At 73.3% G+C, this 19,235-nt stretch carries 16 protein-coding genes; 4 read left to right on the forward strand and 12 right to left on the reverse strand.

All coding sequences use genetic code 11. The features are described from left to right. Window positions 1-69 precede the first annotated feature (69 nt). Both AB0447_RS11530 and AB0447_RS11535 read right to left on the reverse strand, forming a co-directional pair. Complete coding sequence (locus AB0447_RS11530; RefSeq protein WP_366476376.1) at window positions 70-525, reverse strand: (2Fe-2S)-binding protein; 456 nt, start codon at window positions 523-525, stop codon at window positions 70-72. Between the two features lie 15 nt (window positions 526-540). Then, a complete protein-coding gene (locus AB0447_RS11535; RefSeq protein WP_366476377.1) occupies window positions 541-2,760 on the reverse strand; it encodes a molybdopterin cofactor-binding domain-containing protein in 2,220 nt (739 codons plus the stop codon). A 251-nt stretch (window positions 2,761-3,011) separates the two neighbouring features. Here AB0447_RS11535 and AB0447_RS11540 point away from each other — a divergent pair, with 251 nt between their 5' ends. Both AB0447_RS11540 and AB0447_RS11545 read left to right on the forward strand, forming a co-directional pair. Continuing rightward, window positions 3,012-3,263 carry an SCO4226 family nickel-binding protein gene (locus tag AB0447_RS11540; RefSeq protein ID WP_366476378.1) on the forward strand — a complete coding sequence of 84 codons (252 nt, stop codon included), beginning with the start codon at window positions 3,012-3,014 and terminating at the stop codon, window positions 3,261-3,263. A 224-nt stretch (window positions 3,264-3,487) separates the two neighbouring features. Further along, window positions 3,488-4,927: a SpoIIE family protein phosphatase gene (locus AB0447_RS11545; RefSeq protein WP_366476379.1), complete on the forward strand. Its 1,440-nt coding sequence runs from the start codon at window positions 3,488-3,490 to the stop codon at window positions 4,925-4,927. Between the two features lie 166 nt (window positions 4,928-5,093). Here AB0447_RS11545 and AB0447_RS11550 read toward each other — a convergent pair whose 3' ends face one another. Next, window positions 5,094-6,584: a hypothetical protein gene (locus AB0447_RS11550; RefSeq protein WP_366476380.1), complete on the reverse strand. Its 1,491-nt coding sequence runs from the start codon at window positions 6,582-6,584 to the stop codon at window positions 5,094-5,096. Between the two features lie 234 nt (window positions 6,585-6,818). Here AB0447_RS11550 and AB0447_RS11555 point away from each other — a divergent pair, with 234 nt between their 5' ends. Both AB0447_RS11555 and kstD read left to right on the forward strand, forming a co-directional pair. Beyond that, entirely contained in the window at window positions 6,819-7,943 is a 1,125-nt protein-coding gene (locus AB0447_RS11555) for an aminoglycoside phosphotransferase family protein (protein WP_366476381.1), read from the forward strand. A 205-nt stretch (window positions 7,944-8,148) separates the two neighbouring features. Further along, window positions 8,149-9,906: a 3-oxosteroid 1-dehydrogenase gene (gene kstD / locus AB0447_RS11560; RefSeq protein ID WP_366476382.1), complete on the forward strand. Its 1,758-nt coding sequence runs from the start codon at window positions 8,149-8,151 to the stop codon at window positions 9,904-9,906. Between the two features lie 9 nt (window positions 9,907-9,915). Here the strand turns inward: kstD and AB0447_RS11565 are convergent, their stop codons facing one another. The 9 genes from AB0447_RS11565 to AB0447_RS11605 all read right to left on the reverse strand — a co-directional run bounded on the left by AB0447_RS11565 (window position 9,916) and on the right by AB0447_RS11605 (window position 19,174). Further along, window positions 9,916-10,416 (reverse strand): hypothetical protein, encoded by a 501-nt coding sequence (locus AB0447_RS11565; RefSeq protein WP_150211360.1) that lies wholly within the window; start codon window positions 10,414-10,416, stop codon window positions 9,916-9,918. A gap of 86 nt (window positions 10,417-10,502) precedes the next feature. Then, a complete protein-coding gene (locus AB0447_RS11570) occupies window positions 10,503-10,847 on the reverse strand; it encodes an NTP pyrophosphohydrolase (RefSeq protein ID WP_366476383.1) in 345 nt (114 codons plus the stop codon). Window positions 10,848-10,851: 4 nt separating this feature from the next. Continuing rightward, entirely contained in the window at window positions 10,852-11,652 is an 801-nt protein-coding gene (locus tag AB0447_RS11575; protein WP_366476384.1) for a maleylpyruvate isomerase family mycothiol-dependent enzyme, read from the reverse strand. Between the two features lie 43 nt (window positions 11,653-11,695). Then, entirely contained in the window at window positions 11,696-14,410 is a 2,715-nt protein-coding gene (locus tag AB0447_RS11580; protein WP_366476385.1) for an AAA family ATPase, read from the reverse strand. Between the two features lie 131 nt (window positions 14,411-14,541). Next, window positions 14,542-14,781, reverse strand: coding sequence for a DUF397 domain-containing protein (locus AB0447_RS11585; RefSeq protein WP_366476386.1), 240 nt, complete (start codon window positions 14,779-14,781; stop codon window positions 14,542-14,544). A 127-nt stretch (window positions 14,782-14,908) separates the two neighbouring features. Then, on the reverse strand, window positions 14,909-16,075 hold the full coding sequence (locus tag AB0447_RS11590; RefSeq protein WP_366476387.1) for a thiolase domain-containing protein: 1,167 nt from the start codon (window positions 16,073-16,075) through the stop codon (window positions 14,909-14,911). Next, complete coding sequence (locus tag AB0447_RS11595; RefSeq protein WP_366476388.1) at window positions 16,072-17,130, reverse strand: thiolase domain-containing protein; 1,059 nt, start codon at window positions 17,128-17,130, stop codon at window positions 16,072-16,074. Before AB0447_RS11595 ends, AB0447_RS11590 begins: the two co-directional genes overlap by 4 nt. Beyond that, the gene (locus AB0447_RS11600) at window positions 17,130-18,095 is read right to left on the reverse strand and encodes an OB-fold domain-containing protein (RefSeq protein ID WP_366476389.1); all 966 of its coding nucleotides are present in this window, start codon (window positions 18,093-18,095) and stop codon (window positions 17,130-17,132) included. Before AB0447_RS11600 ends, AB0447_RS11595 begins: the two co-directional genes overlap by 1 nt. Before the next feature lie 278 nt (window positions 18,096-18,373). Further along, window positions 18,374-19,174: a crotonase/enoyl-CoA hydratase family protein gene (locus AB0447_RS11605; protein ID WP_366476390.1), complete on the reverse strand. Its 801-nt coding sequence runs from the start codon at window positions 19,172-19,174 to the stop codon at window positions 18,374-18,376. Window positions 19,175-19,235: the final 61 nt, after the last annotated feature.

A 19,235-nucleotide genomic window follows, 5' to 3' on the forward strand; every position in this document is an offset into this window, starting at 1 on the left:
CCCCGGTGTTCACGGGGGAGCACCGGGGTCCCTCCTCACGCACGCCCCTGCGGGCCGTCCCGCGTGTCCTCACATGCGGGCGGCCGCGCTGCGGATCGCCTCCCTGATCCGGACGTACGTGCCGCAGCGGCAGATGTTGGCGATGGCGTCGAGGTCCTCGTCGGTGGGCTCCGAGGTCCGCTTCAGCAGCGCCACGGCCGCCATGATCTGACCGGGCTGGCAGAAACCGCACTGGGCGACGTCCTGCTCGAGCCAGGCCTCCTGCACGGGGTGCAGCGTGTCACCGTCCGCCAGGCCCTCGATGGTGGTCACCTCACGCCCCGCGCAGGCGGACACCGGCACCACGCAGGGCCGGATGTCGGAGCCGTCGAGGTGGCTGGTGCAGGCCTTGCAGACGTCCACCCCGCAGCCGTACTTGGGGCCGCGGATGCCGAGCAGGTCGCGCAGTACCCACAACAGGGGGAGATCGTCGGGCGCGTCCACGGTGACGCTGCGCCCGTTGACGGTGAAGGTGTGCGACGGCACGTGGGGGCTCCAGCTCTAGCGGGGGTACGGAGTGAAGTCGACGTCGAAGTCGAGGGGGAAGCTGCGGGGCTTGGTGCCGGTGGCGCGGGCGTAGGCGTTGGCGATGGCGCCCACGGCGGCGGGGACGCCGAGTTCACCGGCGCCGCCCGGCTCGGCTCCCGGCCGGGCCGGCATCACGATGATCTTCACCTGGCGCGGGGTGTCCTGCTGGCGGGCCCAGTGGAACTGGCTGTAACTGCCTTCCAGCGGCAGTCCCTTGTCGATGTGCAGGCCGGCCCGCAGGGTGGTGGAGATGGCGTCGGTGAGCCCGCCGAGCATCTGGGCCTCCAGGCCGCGCGGGTTGACCGGCCGGCCGACGTCCACGACCACCACCGCCTTGGTGACCCGGACCCGCTTGCGGTCCCGGGCGTCGATCTCCACCAGGCAGGCGGTGCGGGACTTGTACTCCTCGTGGAAGGCGATGCCCTGGGCGCAGCCCGACTCCATGGCCCGCCCCCACTCCCCCTCTGCGGCCGCCCGGTCCAGCACGGCGCGCTGGGCGTCGGTCTTCAGGAAGGTCCGGCGGAACCGGTACGGGTCCTTGGCGAGGCGCCCGGCCAGTTCGTCCACCATGATCTCCTCGGCGCCGCGGGTGTTGGCGGAGTACACCGAGCGCCAGGAGCCGGTGGGGATCCCGGTCGGGACCTCGGTCAGCAGCTGCGTGGTGAGACCGAAGTGGTAGGGCGACTTCACGGTGGTGAGGAACAGGGTCTGGGCCAGGGTGGCGTTGCCGATGCCGAGCGGGAGCCTGGCGGCGGTGGCGGTGATGATCTCGCCGAGGCCGTGCCGGAAGTCGGTTTCGGCGGCCGCCACCCGGTGCTCGAAGCTGAGCACCTCGCCCAGGGCGTAGGTGGCGCGGATCCGGTGGTGGGTGGCGGGCCGCATCCGGCCGTGCCGGGTGTCGTCGATCCGGGTCCACATCAGCCGCACCGGCCGGCGGCAGGCCTTCGAGACCCGGGCCGCCTCGAGCGCGGCGTCGAAGAACAGCCGCCGCCCGAAGGAGCCGCCGGCCTGCACGACATGGACCGTCACCCGGTCCACGGGCAGGCCGAGTTCGGCGGCGATGGTCTGGCGGGCCACGATCGGGGACTTCAGCCCGGACCAGATCTCGGCGCGGTCCTCCCGTACGTCGGCGACCGCGCAGTTGGTCTCCAGCGGGGCATGGCTGACGAAGGCGAAGTCGAACTCGGCGTCCACGTGCGGGGTGAGCAGCGGCGGCACGAGCAACGGCGGGGTGGCGGCCCGCAGTTTCGTACGTATCTCCGCGTCGGAGAGGTGGTCGGCGGGCCCGGGGCCCCAGCTGACCTGGAGGGCGGCCCGAGCGTCGAGGGCCTGGCCGAAGGTCTCGGCGACCACGGCGACCCCGGTGGGGACGGTGACCACGTCGAGCACACCGGGCATGGCCTTGACGGCGGCCGCGTTCGCGACGGACCGCACGGTGCCGCCGAGGCTGGGCGGGCGGCGCAGCACGCAGGGCTTGGCGCCGGGCACGTCCAGGTCGAGGGTGTACTCGTGCCGACCGGTGACCATGGCGCGGGCGTCGATGCGGCTGGTGGGCCGGCCGACCAGGGTGTGCTGCGACTCGGGCTTGGGGGTGGCGCCGAGGACGACCAGGTGCGGGTCGGCGGCGGCTTCGGCGAGGCTGCCGTAGCCGGCGGTGCGGCCGTCGGGCGCGCGGACGGTGCCGCCGGACGTGGTCAGGCCGGACGGGGGCAGCTGCCAGCGGGCGGCGGCGGCCGCGACCAGCCGGGCCCGGACCGCGGCGGCGGTCTGCCGGACCGGGCCGTACAACGAGCGGATGGCGTTGGAGCTGCCGGTGAGCTGGTTGAAGAGGAGTTCGGGCCGGGCGTCCTCGAGTTCCACCCGGACGTCGTGCAGGGGGGCGTCGAGTTCCTCCGCGACCAGCATGGCCACGGCGGTGGTGAGGCCCTGGCCGACCTCCTCGCGGGGCAGCCGGAACCGGATGGTGCCGTCGGTCTCCACGGTGAGCACCAGCATGCCGGCGGTGGGCGCGCCGGCCAGGATGAACAGATCGCCGAGGTCGACCAGGTCGGCGGGGGCCGGGAGGGTGGGGATCACCGCGTGGGCCGGCTGCGGGAGCAGGGCGTCGGCGCCGGCCCGGGTGGCGACTGCCAGGGTCGGTGCGGCGACCAGGTAGCCGAGGAAGGTCCGCCGGCTCTGCCTCTGCCCTGTCATCTGGTCTCCGTACGCGCCGAGTGAGCCGAATATGAGCTGATTACCGGCACGTAGAGTAGCGATCGGTGGGATCGGTGGGAAGCGCGGCTTCCGGCCTGCGGGGTCATTCGTTCGGGGGGCGTTCCCGCAAAAACCTGACCTGCTCCTGCCGGGCCTACGGCTCGGCCGTACGTACGGTGTGCGGCCCCCGGAAGGCCGGTTTCCGGCCGCGGGCCGACGATGGAGGGAGAGAAGGAAGGAGGTGCGCTGCCATGGCCACCTACATGGACGTCCACACGGGCATGAAGGGCATCACCAAGGAGGAGTTGTCGGCCGCCCACCGGGCGGACCTGGCGATCGAGGCCGAGGAGGGCGTGCACTTCAAGCAGGCCTGGGCGGACCCGGAGGCCGGGACGGTCTACTGCCTCTCCGAGGCCCCGTCCAAGGAGGCCGTCCAGCGGATACACGAGCGGGCCGGGCACCCGGCGGACGAGATTCATCCGGTTCCGCTCATGGTGAGCTGACCCCGATGACGGCCCGGTGGGGGCCCGTCGGACCCCCACCGCGGACCGGGGAGTGACCTGAATCATTCGCACACATCACCGGCTCCGGAAGGCCTTTGGCATATGCCAGGTGCAAGGCCGTAACGGATGTTGCCAAACGCCTTACACCCCGTCGCAGCCTGTGCCACAGTCGTTACCGGTCCTTCCTTCAGACTTGGCCGTGCCGCGCCTGTATCGGAGTCCTCATGCCGTCCCACCTGTTCGCGGACCGTCCCGCGCAGCCGCCCGAGCCCGGGTCGGTGGACGCGCTGATCAAGCAGACCCGGCGCCTGCGCGGAGACGTGGACGCGGTGCGCCGCGACGCCGTCGTGGACGACGACGACGCGCAGGGCCGCTGGCAGCGCGCCCTCTGCGACCTCGCCGTGCACCATCTCGACGACCTCGGCGAGCACTTGGGGCAGCTCAAGGAGGGCATGCCCCCGGTGGTCGAGACCGAGCAGGGCGAGGTGCCGCAGCCGGCTCCGTACGAGGCCGGCGGCGAACTCAACGGCGAGCTCACCCGCGTCGGCAGCGCCGAGTGGAACCTGCTCACCGACGAGGTCAGCTGGTCCGAGGAGCTCTTCCAGATCTTCGGCCGCTCCCCCGAGGCGGGCGCGCTCTCCCTCGACGAACTGGGCTCCACCCTGTTCTCCGAGGACCAGCCGCTGCTCACCGCCATGGTGACGGCCTGTCTTGTCGACGGGCGGCCCATAGACGGCGAGTTCCGCATCGTCCGGGCCGACGGCCGGGTCCGCACACTGCAGATGAGGGGCGAGCCGGTCCTCGACTCCGACGGCTGCACGGCCTCCATGTGGGCCGTCCTCCGCGATGTGAGCGAACTGCGCCGCAGCCAGCGGGCCGTACGCGAGTCCCGGGACTCGCTGCAGCGCCAGCGGGAGATCGCGCAGACCGAGCACCGGCTGGCGGTCGAGCTGCAGGAAGCCGTGCTCCCCCCGTGGCGCGGCTCCCTGCGGTTCCCGCACGGCAACACCGGCGCGCTCGACGTGGCCGCGCACTACCTGCCCTCGGCTACCAGCGCGCTGATCGGCGGCGACTGGTACGACGCGCTGGAACTCCCCGACGACTGCTCCATGCTGACGGTCGGCGACCTGACCGGGCACGGGGTCACCGCCACCTCCGGCATGGCGATGATGCTCGGCGCCCTGCGCGGCATGGCGATGGCCGGGATCGCCCCGGGCCCCCTGATGGGCTGGCTCAACCAGCTTCTGGAGACCTCGGTGCAGCCCGCCCTCGGCTCCGCCGTCTGCTGCCGCTACGACCCCGCCCGCCGGGTGCTGACCTGGGCCCAGGCCGGCCACCCCGCCCCGCTGCTGTTCCGGCACGGCTCCGGCCGTTCCCTGGCCCCGCCGGAGGGCGTCCTGCTGGGCGCGACCTCCGGCGCGGCGTACGGCCAGGCCGAGGAGCGGCTCGAGGCGGGTGACGTCCTCGTCCTGCACACGGACGGACTGACCCCGCGCAGCATCGAGTTCAGCCGCGCCGACGGCACCGAACGCCTGCTGGCCCTGGCGCCCCGCTTCTCGGCGGCCCGGTCGGCCCAGGACGTGGTCCGGATGGTCATCGAGGAGTTCGGCGAGGGCGAACGCGAGGACGACGCCTGCGTCCTGGTGGCCCGCATCGGCGCGTAGCCCCTCTCCGGCCCCGCAATTCCCGGCCCCGCCAGGGGATCCCGCCGGACGAAGTCCGGGGGTTCGAGCGCGGGGGCTGGGCGGAGCCCCGGGCGGCAAGGCAGAGCCCTGGCGGAGAGGCGAGTCCCGGGCGGCGGGGCGGAGCCAGATCTCCGCGTCGGCGGAGCTAGACCTCCGCGCCCCGGGTCCGCGCCGCCGGGCTCCCCGGCAGGGCCAGCTTGATCTCCGTACGCAGGTCCTCGATCCGGGCGTACCCGGAGTACTGCCCGGTCAGCCGGTACATCTCCCGCAGCCGGTCCCACGTCCGGTGCGAGGAGGTCTCGTTCATGGAAACCAGCGCGAGCCGCGCGTACCGGTCCGCCTGCTCCGGATCGTCGGCGATGAAGCAGGCCGAGGCCAGCGAGATGTAGTCGAAGATCTGCGAGCGCTGGTAGCCGTCGCCGCGCAGCCGCAGCGCCTCCCTGGCGTGCCGGGCGGCGATCGGCGCCGCCGTCGCGTCGTGGTCGGCGAGCGTCCGGTACGCCAGCGCCTGCATGCCGTGCAGATCCGCCTCGTCGAAGTGCTGCATCCAGCTCGGCGGCGGCACATCGCCCTTGTCGGAGACGAACAGCTCCTCCGCCTCACCGAGGGTCCGCCGCATCGCCTGCCCCTTGCCCATCGCGGCCTGCGCCCACGCCTCGATCGTGTGCAGCATGGCCCGGGTGCGGGGCAGCGCCTCCTCGCCGGCCCCCGACCGGGCCAGCTTCATCAGGTCCAGCGCCTCGTTGGGCTTGCCCAGGTGGACCATCTGGCGGGCGGCGCGGGACAGGGCCTCCCCGGCCCGCGGCCGGTCCCCGCCCTCGCGGGCGGCGTGCGCGGCGATGACGAAGTACTTCTGCGCGGTCGGTTCCAGGCCGACGTCGTGGGACATCCAGCCCGCCAGGACGGCGAGGTTGGCCGCCACCCCCCACAGGCGGCGCTGCAGGTGGTCCGGGTGGTGGTAGGCGAGCATGCCGCCCACCTCGTTCAGCTGGCCCACCACGGCCTTCCGCTGGAGGCCGCCGCCGCGGGAGGCGTCCCAGGCCCGGAAGACCTCCACGGAGCGTTCCAGTGCCTCGATCTCCTGGGAGCCGATGGGCGCCGCCTCGTAGCGGTCGTAGCCCGCCGGGTCGGCCTGGAAGGAATCGGCGAACCCTGGGGCGCCGGTCTGGGCGGGGTCGGTGTGCAGCCAGTCGTGCATGGCGCTGCTGAGGGCGGAGCCGGCTGTGAGCACGGCACCCGCTCCCATCAAGCCGCGTCGGTTGAGCATGAGGTCCATTCCCGTGAATTCGGTGAGGACCGCGGCTGTGCGTTCGGGCGCCCAGGGCAGGCCGTCGGGGTTGTCCTTCGCCCCGTCCGGCTGCCGTTTCGTGGTGCGCCGCTGCCGTACGAACCCGAGGTCCTCGATGGTCACGACACGACCGAGCCGCTCGGTGAACAGGGCTGCCAGCACGGTGGGCACCGGTTCGCGCGGGGTCTCCCCCATGTCGATCCAGCGCCGCACCCGCGAGGTGTCGGTGGCCAGCTGGTGGTGGCCCATGGCCGCCGCCTGCCGGTTGACCATCCTCGCCAGCTCGCCTTTGGACCACCCGGCCAGGCCGAACAGGTCGTTCAGACGGGTGTTTGGTCCTCTGCTCACGTCAAGCCCCCAGGTTCTCGGCTGAGTTGACAGTAACCCCGGGTCAGATGCCGAGCGACTATTCGCCAGGCTTCGCCAGGGCACGCTCGATGGTCCGCCACCCGCGCCGGGGTGTCAGGTAGGAATGCGCCTCCCCGCCCCGGTACCCCGGGCGGAACTCCCCAGGGTGATGCATCGGGATCCGGCGGGGTGGCGTACGAAACTCGTCGGCGCACGAAGGGATCCGTATCCGTCATGTACGCAGCATCGACCTCCGTGACCGCCCCCGTCCGGCCGCACCGCACGCTCCAGGCGGGCGGCAGCCCCTACCTCGACTCCGGCCGGTCCGCGGTCCCGGCGCAGGGCGCCGTACGGGCCCGGCGGATGCCGGGAGCCGGCACGCAGCCGCTCAGCGGAAGAATCGACCTGTCCGGGCCGCAGGGCGCGCAACTGCGCACCGCCCTCGCCTCGGTGCAGCGGATCTGTCCCGAGTTCGCCCCCGTGCAGGTGCTGCGCCGCAGCGGCCGGTCGGTGCTGCTGGTGGGCACCACCGGGCGGACGACCGCCGTCGCCAAGGTTTTACTGGACCACTCGCCGGAGTGGCGCGAACGGTACCGGCACGAAATAGCTGCGTACCGGGCGTTCGTCCGGCACCGCCCGCCGGTCCGGGTCCCGCGGCTGATCGCCGCCGACCCGGAGAACTGCACGCTGGTGGTGGAACGGATGGCGGGCCGGGTCGCGGCCCTGCAGCGCCATCCGGTGGAGGCCCCGCCGAGGGCCGATGTCCGGGCCGCTCTGGGGGCGGTGTGCCGGGTGAACCAGTGGCGTCCGCCGGCCGAACTCTTCGGCCGGCCGCTGGACTACGCCTCCCGGATCTCCCGCTACCACGAACTGGGGCTGCTGACCGACCGGGACCTGGGAGATCTGCAGAAGCTGCTGCACGGGCTGGCGGTGGCGGGACCACACTGGCAGTTCAACCACGGTGACGCCCTGCTGTCCAACCTGCTGCTGTCGCCCGCCGGGCCCGTGCTGCTGGACTGGGAACACGCGGGCTGGTACCTGCCCGGGTACGACCTGGCCACCCTGTGGACGGTCCTGGGCGACGCCCCGGCGGCCCGCAGCCAGATCAGCCGCATGGCGCAGACGGCCGGACCGGCCGCCCGCGACGCCTTCCTGGTCAACCTGATGCTGGTACTGACCCGGGAGATCCGGATGTCCGAAATGGCGGTCCAGCGCTCGATTCTGGCGCCGGCCCCGGCACAGCCGCTGCCGACCGGCGCCCTCTCCTCCGGAGAGGAACAACGGCTGCTGCTGCGTCGCCTGCACGACGACTGCGGCATGGCACGCCGAGCAGTCCGCGCGGCGGTCGGCACCCGCTGACACCGCCTGCCGCCAGTACGAGGTCCCGTGGCCCCCGCCACGGGACCTCGCGCATGTCGGCCGGGCACGTCGGCGGGGCAGGTCGGCGGGGTACGCCCCGGGGTGGACCGGGCGCGCCGCCGGAACGCGCGCGCATGCCTTGACATCACATGATCCCCCGAAGACCTTGGCTCACTCAGCCTCCCCCGACCGCTGGAGCCCGCCCATGTCTTCTTCCCCCACCCGCCGTTCCGTCCTCGCCGGGACGGGTGCCGGGGTGCTGGCCGCCGCCGTGTTGCCGTCCGCCGGGGCGCGGGCCGCCGGGACGACGGTGCTCGCCGAGTACGACGTGGTCGTGGTCGGCTCCGGGGCGGCCGGGATGACCGCCGCGCTCACCGCCGCGAAGCGGGGCCTGAGCGTGGTGGTCGTCGAGAAGGCGGCCACCTTCGGCGGGTCCGCGGCGCGTTCGGGCGCCGGGATCTGGCTGCCGAACAACTCGGTGATCCTGGGTGCCGGGGTGCCGGACACCCCGCAGAAGGCGGCGACGTACCTGGCGGCCGTGGTCGGGGACGAGGTGCCGGCCGACCGGCAGGCCGCCTTCCTCGCCAACGGCCCCCGGATGCTGGACTTCGTGATGGCCAACAGCCCGCTGGGGTTCCGGTTCATGGAGGGCTACAGCGACTACTACCCCGACCTCCCCGGCGGCCTGCCGAACGGCCGGTCCATCGAGCCGGACCAGCTCGACGGCAACGTCCTCGGCGCCGAACTCGCCCGCCTGAACCCGGCGTACCTGCCCGTGCCCGCCGGGATGGTGGTGTTCAGCCAGGACTACAAGTGGCTGACCCTGGCGGCGGTCAACGCCAAGGGGCTGGCCGTGTCGACCGAATGCCTGGCGCGCGGGACGAAGGCCGCGCTGCGCGGGGAGAAGCCGCTGACCATGGGCCAGGCCCTGGCGGCGGGACTGCGGGCCGGGCTGATGCGGGCCGGGGTGCCGGTGTGGCTGAACACCCCGCTGGTCGACCTCGTGCAGGAAGGCGGCGCCGTCACCGGTGTGGTGGTGGAGCAGGAGGGCGTACGCGGCACCGTGCGGGCCCGCAAGGGCGTGATCGTCGGCTCCGGCGGGTTCGAGCACAACGCGGCGATGCGGGCTCAGTACCAGCAGCAGCCCATCGGCACGCAGTGGTCTGTGGGTGCGAAGGAGAACACCGGCGACGGGATCCGGGCCGGTCAGCGGGCCGGCGCGGCCCTCGGCCTGATGGACGACGCCTGGTGGGGGCCGTCGATCCCGCTGCCCGGCGAACCGTACTTCTGCCTCGCCGAACGGACCCTGCCGGGCGGGCTGATCGTCAACGGGGCGGGCGCGCGGTTCGTCAACGAGGCGGCGCCGTACAGCGATGTGGTGCACGTGATGTACGAACGGGACGAGGGGGCACCCGGCTCGCACATCCCGGCCTGGCTGATCGTCGATCAGAACTACCGCAGCAAGTACCTGTTCAAGGACGTGCTGCCGACGATCGTGTTCCCGGACTCCTGGTACCGGACGGGCGCGGTGAAGAAGGCGTGGAGCTGGGATGCGCTCGCCGGTGAGATCGGGGTGCCGGCAGCGGCCTTCCGGGCGACCCTGAACCGTTTCAACGCGCAGGCGTGGCACGGCACCGACCCGGACTTCGGCCGCGGGAACACGGCGTACGACCACTACTACACGGATCCGGCCGTACAGCCGAACTCCTGCCTGGCCCCGATCTGGGCGCCGCCCTTCTACGCCTTCAGGATCGTGCCGGGCGACCTGGGGACCAAGGGCGGCATCGTGACGGACGCGCGGGCGCGGGCGCTGCGGCCGGACGGCTCGGTGATCCGGGGCCTGTACGCGGCGGGGAACGCGAGTGCGGCCGTGATGGGCCACAGCTACGCGGGCGCGGGCTCGACCATCGGGCCCGCGATGACGTTCGGCCATGTGGCGGCCAACGACATCGCGGACGCGTGATCCGCCGGCTCAGCCCTGCTGGAAGAGCTCCGCGGGCAGCGGCTTGAGCAGCGCGTACAGGTCGTCGGTGATCGGCCGGTCCCAGCTGGCGATGGTCACCAGGACGTTGTCGCTGCGGTCGAACTGCACGCACGAAATGCGCGACTCGGACAGCTTGATCTTGCGGACGATGAGGAGGTTGTCGCCCTGCATGACGGGGCAGTCCTCGACACCGGTGACCTCGACGTCCTCGTCGTTCTCGAGGGCGTCGAGGAGCTGGGCCACCTCGAAGGGGATCTGCTTGTCGGCGAGCTCCCGGGCCGGCGAGCCCTCGGGAAGGTTGCCGATGATCATCGCGGGGCCGCGTCCGCCGAAGAGGTCGTAGCGGAGGAAGACACCCTGGCAGCTGCCGTCGGCGGCGGGCAGCAGCCCGGCCCCGAGGTTGCCCGGCCAGTCGCCCGGGTCCATGGCCAGGACATCGAAGTCCGGGCCGGCGGGGGTGGCGGCACGGTGGCGGCGGAGGAAGGACATGCCGCCATGGTACGTGGCCGGGCAGGAAATCCGGCCGCGGGTCCCCTCTGTCGGGAGGTGCGCAGGGTCGGACGGCTCGGAGGTGGTCAGGGCCGGACCAGGCGGGGGCCCGCGCATTCGGCCCCCAGGGCCCGGACCCGCTCCCGCAGCTCCCGGTCCGCCGTCACGACCACGCACCGGCGGCCCGCGTGCTCGGCGGCCAGCTCCACGATCCGGTCGTCGCCGCTCCCGGGCGCGCTGTCCACCCGTACGCCGGGCACCGAGGGCACGCCGCGCGCGGCGCCCTCGACGACCAGGATGATCTCCTCGTCGCCGGGGCGGGCCGCCAGCGCGTCGCGGAGCCGTTCGGCCGCACCGCGGCGGTCCCGCCACCATCCGTCCGGCACGGAGCCGACGACATTGGCCCCGTCCACGATCAGTACGTCGGTCATCGGATCACACCGGCGGCACGAGCTCGAAGTAACGTTCGAAGTACGTCGGGTCACCGTCGGCTTCGAGATCCGATGCGGGAATCCGGTTCCAGAGGAAGAGCATCAGCTCGGAGGCCGTACCGGCGAGTTCCGCGTCGGCCGGCCCCTCGTCGAACCGCACCTGATCACCTTCGAACCGGACCGTCCAGTCCCCGTTCCCGTCGGTCTGCCGGAACCGGTACCGCTCCCCCAGGCCGGGCGGCGCCTGCTTCACCGCCCGCCGGAACGGCGCCATCACCTCGAAGGTGTGCCCGACGGCGTCCACCGCGAGCCCGGTGTCCACCGGGGCCGGCGCGTCGGTGACCCCTTCCGCGTCCCAGCGGTGCAGGGCCGCCTCGATGGCCTGTATCCGCAGCCAGAAGCCGGAGCTCTGCTCGGCCGACCACGTCCAGACCGGCAGCTGCGAGCCGTGCGCACGGAACTGCTCCTCCAGCGCCAGGGCGCCCTCCGCGAACCACTCGGTCAGCTCGACGGGCACCGGCCCGAGATTCGGCGCCCGGTCCGGGATCGGCCAGGCGGCCAGCACGGCGGGATCGGCCGGCAGGCCGTACAGCGAGAGATCGGTGTGGTCGGGGGCCTCCGTCGTGCCTTCGCGGAGGATGTGCGCCACATAGCGGTGTACGCCGCCGAGGTGCCCGACGAGGTCGGACACGGACCAGCCGGGACAGGACGGCACCAGCGGCGCGCCCTCCCCTGCCCCGACGGCCCGTCCGACGGCGCGCTGGAAGGCCGACGTCTCGCTGCGGAAGACGGAGATGTAGTCCATGCCCCCACTCTGCCAGCAGGCCCGCCCGCCCGGGCCCGCATCCTCAGCCCAGCAGCCTCGCGGTGAGCCCCGCCGCCAGGCCCTCCGCGCCGCTTTCCCTCGCCAGCAGCAGCGCCCGTTCAAGCAGCTCCGCGTCCCGCTGCTCCGTCCCGAGCGCGGCCAGCGCGCAGGCCAGCTCGTACCGCGCCGGTGAGTCGGAGAGCAGCCGGACGGACTCCGTCAGCAGCGGGGTCCGCTCCGCCGCCGGGGCGACCTCGGCGGCGAAGCGCAGTGCCTGCCCGATGGCGGACGGCGCCCCGAAGGCCCTCGCCTGCCGCAGCGCGTCCGCGGCGAGGGCCCGGGCCCGCTCCGGCTCCTCGCCGGCGACCGCCCGGGCCAGGTACAGCTGCCACGGGCACCAGGACGGGTTCTGGATGCCGCGCGGTGTCAACCGCCGCCCCACCGCCTCCAGTTCGGCCGCCGCTGCCTTCATGTTGCCGCGGGCGAGCAGCAGTTCCGCGTACACGGTCTGCGAGTCGGGGAAGACCACGCCCGCCGGGAAGGGCTCCCCGAAGTCGTGTTCCCGGGCCAGCTCCCACGCCTCGCCGACCCGGCCCCTGGCGAGCAGTGTCTCGGTGAGGATGGCTATGGCGTACCAGTGCACGGGCGTACGCCGGCCCACCCGCTCGGCGAGCCGCAGGCCGAGCCCGGCCAGTTCCTCGGCCTCGGCGAGGCGGCCGCGCCGGAAGCGGATGTACGCGCGCAGGCTGTGCGCGAAGGACAGGTGGGCTCCGCGCCAGCCCTGGCGTTCGAACTCGGCGGTGCCGGCTTCGAAGAGTTCCTCGGCCCGGTCGGGCCGGTCGGCGTAGAGGTGGGTGAGTGCGACGAGGACCGGAACCTCGAAGCCGCGGTCCTCCTCGGCCCAGCTGAGCCGGTCGCCGAGGGCCCGGCGGGCGTGGTGCAGGACGACGTCCACCGGTTCGCCGCGCAGCGTGGCGTCCCAGGCGCGCAGTCCGATGACGTACCGCTCGGTGAGGTCGCGGCCGGGCAGCCGGTCGGCGAGTTTGGCGAGCCGGCGGGAGCGGGCCGGGGAGTCGGGTTCGTCGGCGCGGAAGGCGTCCCACATGAACTGTTCGGACTGCAGGCGCAGCCGGTTGCGTACGTCGGGGGTGTGCGGGATCTCCCGCGCCAAGGCTTCCGAGGCTTCGGCGAGCCGGTCGCTGTGGGCGAGGACCTGGGCGAGCCGGATGACGATGCCCTGGCGCAGGGCCGGGTCGTCGAACGGCTCGGCGAGCGCGGCCCGCAGGTGGTTGACGGTGGTGGCGGGTTCGGTGAGCAGGGAGGCGCAGCCGAGCTCGTAGAGGACGGCTGCGCGTTCGTCGAAGCCCGGCGGTTCCCGCAGGGCACGGGCGAGTTGGCGGCGGGCCGCTTCGGGGGCGCCGGCCCGGAGGTTGTCGCGGGCGGCCTCGCGGAGGGTCCGTACCACCCAGGGGTCGCTCTCGGGGTGGGTTTCCAGGAGGTGGCGGGCGGCCGCGGAGGGTCCGAGTCCGGCATCGACGAGGGCCGCTGCGGCTTTGCTGTGGAGGGCGACGCGCAGGGCGTCGGGGATGGCGCGGTAGAGGGCGGTGGCGATCAGCGGATGCACGAACTCGAGCCCGCCGGTGCCGCCCCCGCCGCCGGCCCCCGCGCCCGCACCTGTACCCGGACCCGCCCCGGCGCCCGCACCCGCACCCGCACCCGCACCCGCACCCGCACCCGCGATGATGCGGGCGTGCCGCAGCCGCTCGGCGGCCGCGACGGCCTCCTCGTCGCCCAGTGCGGCCACCCGCCCGGCGATCTCCTGCGGAATGGCGGTGCCGAGGACGGCGCAGGCCCAGGCGAACCGGACGGTGGAGGGGCCGAGGCGGTGGAGGCGGGCGACGAGGCCGGTGCCGCGCTGGGCGGCGGCGAGGTCGCGGAGCAGCGGGGCGCTGGATTCGACGGGGTCGAGGGCCCGGACGCGGACCTCGGCGGTGAGTTCGACCGCCTCGAAGGGGTTGCCGGAGGTCACGGCCCAGGCTTCCCGGCAGAAGGCGTCGTCGGCGTGGTCGCCGACGCCTTCGCGGACCAGGGTGCCGACGGCCGCGGCGGTGAGCGGCGCGAGGGGGTGGGGGCGGCGGCCGGCCCGGCCGGGCAGGGTGCGGAAGGCCTCGGCGTGGGCGGGGAGTTCGTCAGGCCGGTAGGCGACGACGAGGAGCAGCGGGAGGTGTTCGGCGCGCGGGGCGAAGGCGGCGAGCCAGCCGAGGGATTCGGGGTCGGCCCAATGGGCGTCGTCCAGGACGAGGACGACGGGGGCACGCTGGACGGCGAGGTGGGTGAGCACCCAGTCGAGTCCGTCGCGCAGGCCCTGCGGGTCGGGGGGCGCGCCTTGTTCGGGGGCGCACAGGCCGAGGGCGGGGCCGACGATGGCGTACCAGCTGCCGAGGGCGGTGCGGAGTTCGTGTTCGGAGGTGCGGGCCAGCTGGGGCTGGATGAGCTGGCGGGCGACGTGGAAGGGCTGGTTCTGTTCCTGTTCGCCGCCGCGGGCGGTGAGGACGGTGCACCGGCCTGCGTGGGCGCGACGGCGGATCTCGGCGAGCAGCGTGGTCTTGCCGAGGCCGGCGGGGCCGGAGAAGGCGAGCAGGGTGCCGCCCTGGTGGGACTGTGGACCGGTGAGCTGGTCCAAGGCCTCGTCCACGGCGGCCAGTTCGGCCTCGCGTTCGAGCAGGGTGCGCCGCGTACGGGTCGGGCGTTCCGTCATGGCTGGTACCCCCCAGGCCGGTTCGGGAGATCAGCGTACGCCCGCGTACGCGCGGGCGGAGCCTCGGGAACCGGTCGACCGGCGGCCACCGGGGCTGCGGCCGCCCCCGGTGGCCCGCCGTGGGCCGACCGCTACGTCAGGTCGAACGCACCGCCGCGCGCGCCCAGGACGAAGGCGTGCCACTCGTCCGGGGCAAAGATCAGCGAGGGGCTTTCCGGGCGCTCGCTGTTGCGCATGGCGATGAATCCCTCGACGAAGGCGATCTGTACGTCGCCCGCGCCGTGGCTGCTCGACTGCCAGTCTGCCCTGGTGAGATCGAGGTCCGGCTTGCCCCAGCCGGCGAGGGGCTGTGAAGTCATGCTCTCGGCCACGTGGTGCTCCTCCCGTACTGCCTACGTCGTCCGGGGGCCAGGTTAACCACAGCAGCCCGTGCCGCACAGGCCACGGTGCGTCACCCGTGGCCGGTCCGGCACGCCTCGGCCGGTGCTCCCGCTCCGTTCAGGAGGTGGGGGGTTCGGCGCCCACCAGCCACATCGAGAAGAACTGCGCGCCGCCCCCGTACGCGTGTCCCATGGCCCGGCGCGCGTCCGGGACCTGGTGTTCGCCTGCCTGGCCGCGTACTTGGAGGGCCGCCTCGGCGAAGCGGATCATGCCGGAGGCGCCGATGGGGTTGGTGGACAGCACCCCGCCCGAGGGATTGACCGGGAGGTCGCCGTCGAGTTCGGTGACTCCCGCCTCGGTGAGCTTCCAGCCCTCGCCCTCCTCCGCGAATCCGAGGTTCTCCAGCCACATGGGCTCGTACCAGGAGAACGGCACGTACATTTCGACGGCGTCGATCTGGCGGCGCGGGTCGGTGATCCCGGCCTGCCGGTAGACGTCGGCCGCGCAGTCCTTGCCCGCCTGCGGGGAGACGAAGTCCTTGCCGGCGAAGAGGGTGGGTTCGGAGCGCATCGCCCCGCCGTGCACCCAGGCCGGCGGCCGGGGCGCGCGGGCCGCTCCCTCCCGGCCGGTGAGGATCATCGCGCAGGCCCCGTCGGAGGAGGGGCAGGTTTCGGAGTAGCGGATGGGGTCCCACAGCATGGGGGACGCCTGGACCTTCTCCAGGGTGATGTCGTGCTCGTGCAGGTGTGCGTACGGGTTCTTGAGGGCGTTGCGGCGGTCCTTGTAGGCGACCAGCGAGCCCACGGTGTCGGGGGCCCCGGTGCGCCGCATGTACGCGCGGACGTGCGGGGCGAAGAAGCCGCCGGCTCCGGCCAGCAGCGGCTGCTGGAAGGGCACGGGCAGGGACAGGCCCCACATGGCGTTGGACTCGGACTGCTTCTCGAAGGCGAGGGTGAGGACGGTGCGGTGGACCCGGGCGGCGACCAGGTTGGCGGCGACCAGCGCGGTGGAGCCGCCCACCGAGCCGGCCGTGTGGACCCGCAGCATGGGTTTGCCGACCGCGCCGAGTGCGTCGGCGAGGTACAGCTCGGGCATCATCACCCCCTCGAAGAAGTCGGGGGCCTTGCCGATGACGACGGCGTCGATGTCCGCCCAGGTCAGCTCGGCGTCCTGGAGGGCCCGCTGGGCGGCTTCCCGGACGAGTCCGGCGATGGAGACGTCGTGGCGGGCGGCGACGTGCTTGGTCTGCCCGATTCCGACGACGGCCACTGCTTCTTTCGTCATGCGGGATCTCCTTCCAGGACCGCGACCAGGTTCTGCTGGAGGCACGGGCCGGACGTGGCGTGGGCGACCGCCCGGTGGGATTCGCCCCGGTGGATGCGGGCGGCGGCCTCGCCGATCCGGATCAGGCCGGCCGCCATCATGGGGTTGGCGGCGAGCGCCCCGCCGGACGGGTTGACGGTCACGTCCTCGCCCAGGCCGAGGGCCTTGCGCAGGATCACCTCCTGGGAGGAGAACGGCGCGTGCAGTTCGGCGGTGTCCACGGGCCGGTCGAAGACGCCGGCGTGTTCGGCGGCGGTCCGGGTGGACGGGGAGTCGGTGAGTTCGCGCAGACCCGGGCTGTGGGCCTCGATGCGGTGGTCGATGCCTGTGATCCAGGCGGGCCGCTCGCACAGCTGGCGGGCGGTGTCGCCGGCGGCCAGGACGACGGCGGCCGCGCCGTCGCCGATCGGCGGGCAGTCGCCGGTGCGCAGCGGCCGGACTTCGTAGTCGCCCCGGTCGACGGTGCCGCGGAGCTGGGCGTGCGGGTTGGCCAGGGCGGCGGCCCGGCTGCGGGCGCCGATGGCGGCGAGGGCGGGTTCGTCGGTCTCGCCCGCGTCGATGAGGGCCTGTGCCTGGAGGGCGGCCAGGGCCACCGAGTCGGGCCAGAGGGGGGCGAGGTAGTAGGGGTCGAGCTGGCGCGTCAGTACGTCGCGTACCGAGCCCGGGGAGGACTTCCCGTATGCGTAGACGAGGGCGGTGTCGGCCTCCCCGGTCTGGATCTTGACCCAGGCCTCGTAGAGGGCCCAGGCGCCGTCCATTTCGACGTGGGATTCGGAGATGGGCGGCCAGGCGCCGACCCCGTCGAGGGTCATGGTGAAGGAGAAGGCCCGGCCGGCGAGGTAGTCGCTGGAGCCGGAGCAGGTGAAGCCGATCTCGCCGGCCTTGAGGCCGGTCTCGGCCAGCACCCGGTGGAGCACGGGCATGACCATTTCGACTTCGCTGAGTTCGTCGGTGCGTCGCCGGTGGTCGCTCTGGGCGAAGGCGACGACCGCGACCTCGCGGGCGTATCGGGCCATCAGATGAGCTCCTTGTACGCGTCGTAGTCCGCGTCCGGTTCGCCGGTGGGGCGGTAGTGGTCGGGGTAGCGGCCGCCTTCGGTCCACACGGGTTCGACGCGCAGGCCCATCCGGACCTGGTCGTAGGAGATGCCGCCGATCCGGCCGTGCAGGGCGAGGCCGGCGCCGTCGAGGGCGATGTGTGCGTAGACGTACGGGACCTCGATGTCGAGGTTCCGGGCCTTGATGTTGACGATGCAGAAGGTGGTGACCGTGCCGGCCGGGCCGACCTCGACGCGGTCGGTGGTGGCGACCCCGCAGGTGGGGCAGGCGCCGCGCGGGGGCACGTACACCTTGTGGCAGGACGGGCAGCGCTCGCCGACCGTACGCCGCTCGGACAGGGCGTTGATGTACGCGGTCTGGGCGCGGCCGGGGCTGTACGTGTAGTCGAGCCGGGCGGGGGCGACGATGCCGGTGACGGCGTCGGCGAAGCCGCCGTCGTGCGGGCGGGGTTCGGCGACGGGGGGTCCTGCCGGGTCCGGCTCGAAGCAGGCGATGTCGGTGATGGCGCCGACCCGTTCGGCGGCCCAGCGGATCCGGACCCGCATGCCGGTGCGGACGGCGTCCGGGCCGGGTGCGTCGAGGGCGTGCAGCAGGGCGGTGCCGGCTCCGTCCAGCCGTACGAGCACCCAGGCGAAGGGCGTGTCGAGGGGCTGGCCGGGGCGCGGGTGGTCGTTCCAGGCGAAAGTGGTGACGGTGCCGGTGGGGGCGACCTCGACGAGCTCGCGGATCTCCTCGGCGGTGACGGGGTCGTACTCGGCGGGCGGGACCATCACGGTGCCGTCGGAGGTCTTCACGCCGAGGACGACGCGCTCGCGGAGGCCGGTGAGGAAGGCGCTCTGCACGGGCCCGAGGGAGCGGGTGAAGGGAAACTCGACGACGAGGGGTGCGCGGAGCACCTCGGGTGGGGACGCGGGGGCTGTCATGGGTGACTCTCCGATCGTTGGGGCGGGCGCACGTCAGCCCACCGTCATTCGAGGCGCGGACCACATCCAGCCCCGCCGGCGTTCGAGGCACAGGGCCAATCCAGCCCCGCCGGGCTTCGAGGCGCGGGGCCAATCCAGCCCCGCCGGGCATCGAGGCACAGGGCCAATCCAGCCCCGCCGGCGTTTGAGGCGCGGGGTCCGGGGCGGAGCCCCGGCAACGGCGCCGCACCGCATCGCGCACGGACGCAACGCCGGGCGGGGCCGGACCGGACCGGGAGCTACTCCCGCCGATACACCGCGGGCCGCTTCTCGGCAAAGGCCCGCGCCCCTTCCTTGGCATCCGCCGTATCGAAGATCGGCCACCCCCGCAGGAGTTCGGAGGCCAGCCCCTCCGACTCCGTCAGCTCGGCGGTCTCGTAGACCGAGGCCTTCACGGCCTCCACGGCCAGCGGCCCGCACGCGTTGATCTGTTCCGCGATCTCCAGGGCCTTGCCCAGCGCCTCCCCGTCCGGCACGACCCGCCCCACCAGCCCGATCCGCGCGGCCTCCTCCGCGGAGTACGGCCGCCCGGTCAGCAGCATCTCCAGCGCGTGCGTGCGCGGGATCTGGCGCGGCAGCCGCACCGTGGAGCCGCCGATCGGGAAGAGCCCCCGCTTGACCTCGAACAGCCCGAAGGTGGCGCCCGCCCCGGCGACCCGGATGTCCGTGCCCTGGAGGATCTCGGTCCCCCCGGCCACGCAGTACCCCTCCACCGCGGCGATCACCGGCTTGCGCGGCCGGTGGTGGCGGAGCATCGCCTTCCAGTGCAGGTCGGGGTCGGCTTTGAGCCGGTCCCGGTAGTGGTCGCCGGACATGCCCTTGCCGGCGAGGGCTTTGAGGTCCATGCCGGCGCAGAAGTCGCCGCCCGCTCCGGTGAGCACCACCGAGCGGATCCCGTCGTCCGCGTCCGCCTCCAGCCAGCCGTCGTAGAGCCCGACCAGCAGGGGCAGCGAGAGCGCGTTCTTCGCCTCGGGCCTGTTCATGGTGAGCACCAGCGTGGCGCCGTGGCGCTCCACGGTGAGGTGTTCCGTCCCACCCATTGCCGTCCTCCCGTCTCAAGACCTAGAACAGGTTGCAGGAGGGGCGGGTGCAGTTCAATAG

It is taken from the genome of Streptomyces sp. NPDC051211, assembly GCF_040689505.1.
Taxonomy (GTDB): Bacteria; Actinomycetota; Actinomycetes; order Streptomycetales; family Streptomycetaceae; genus Streptomyces.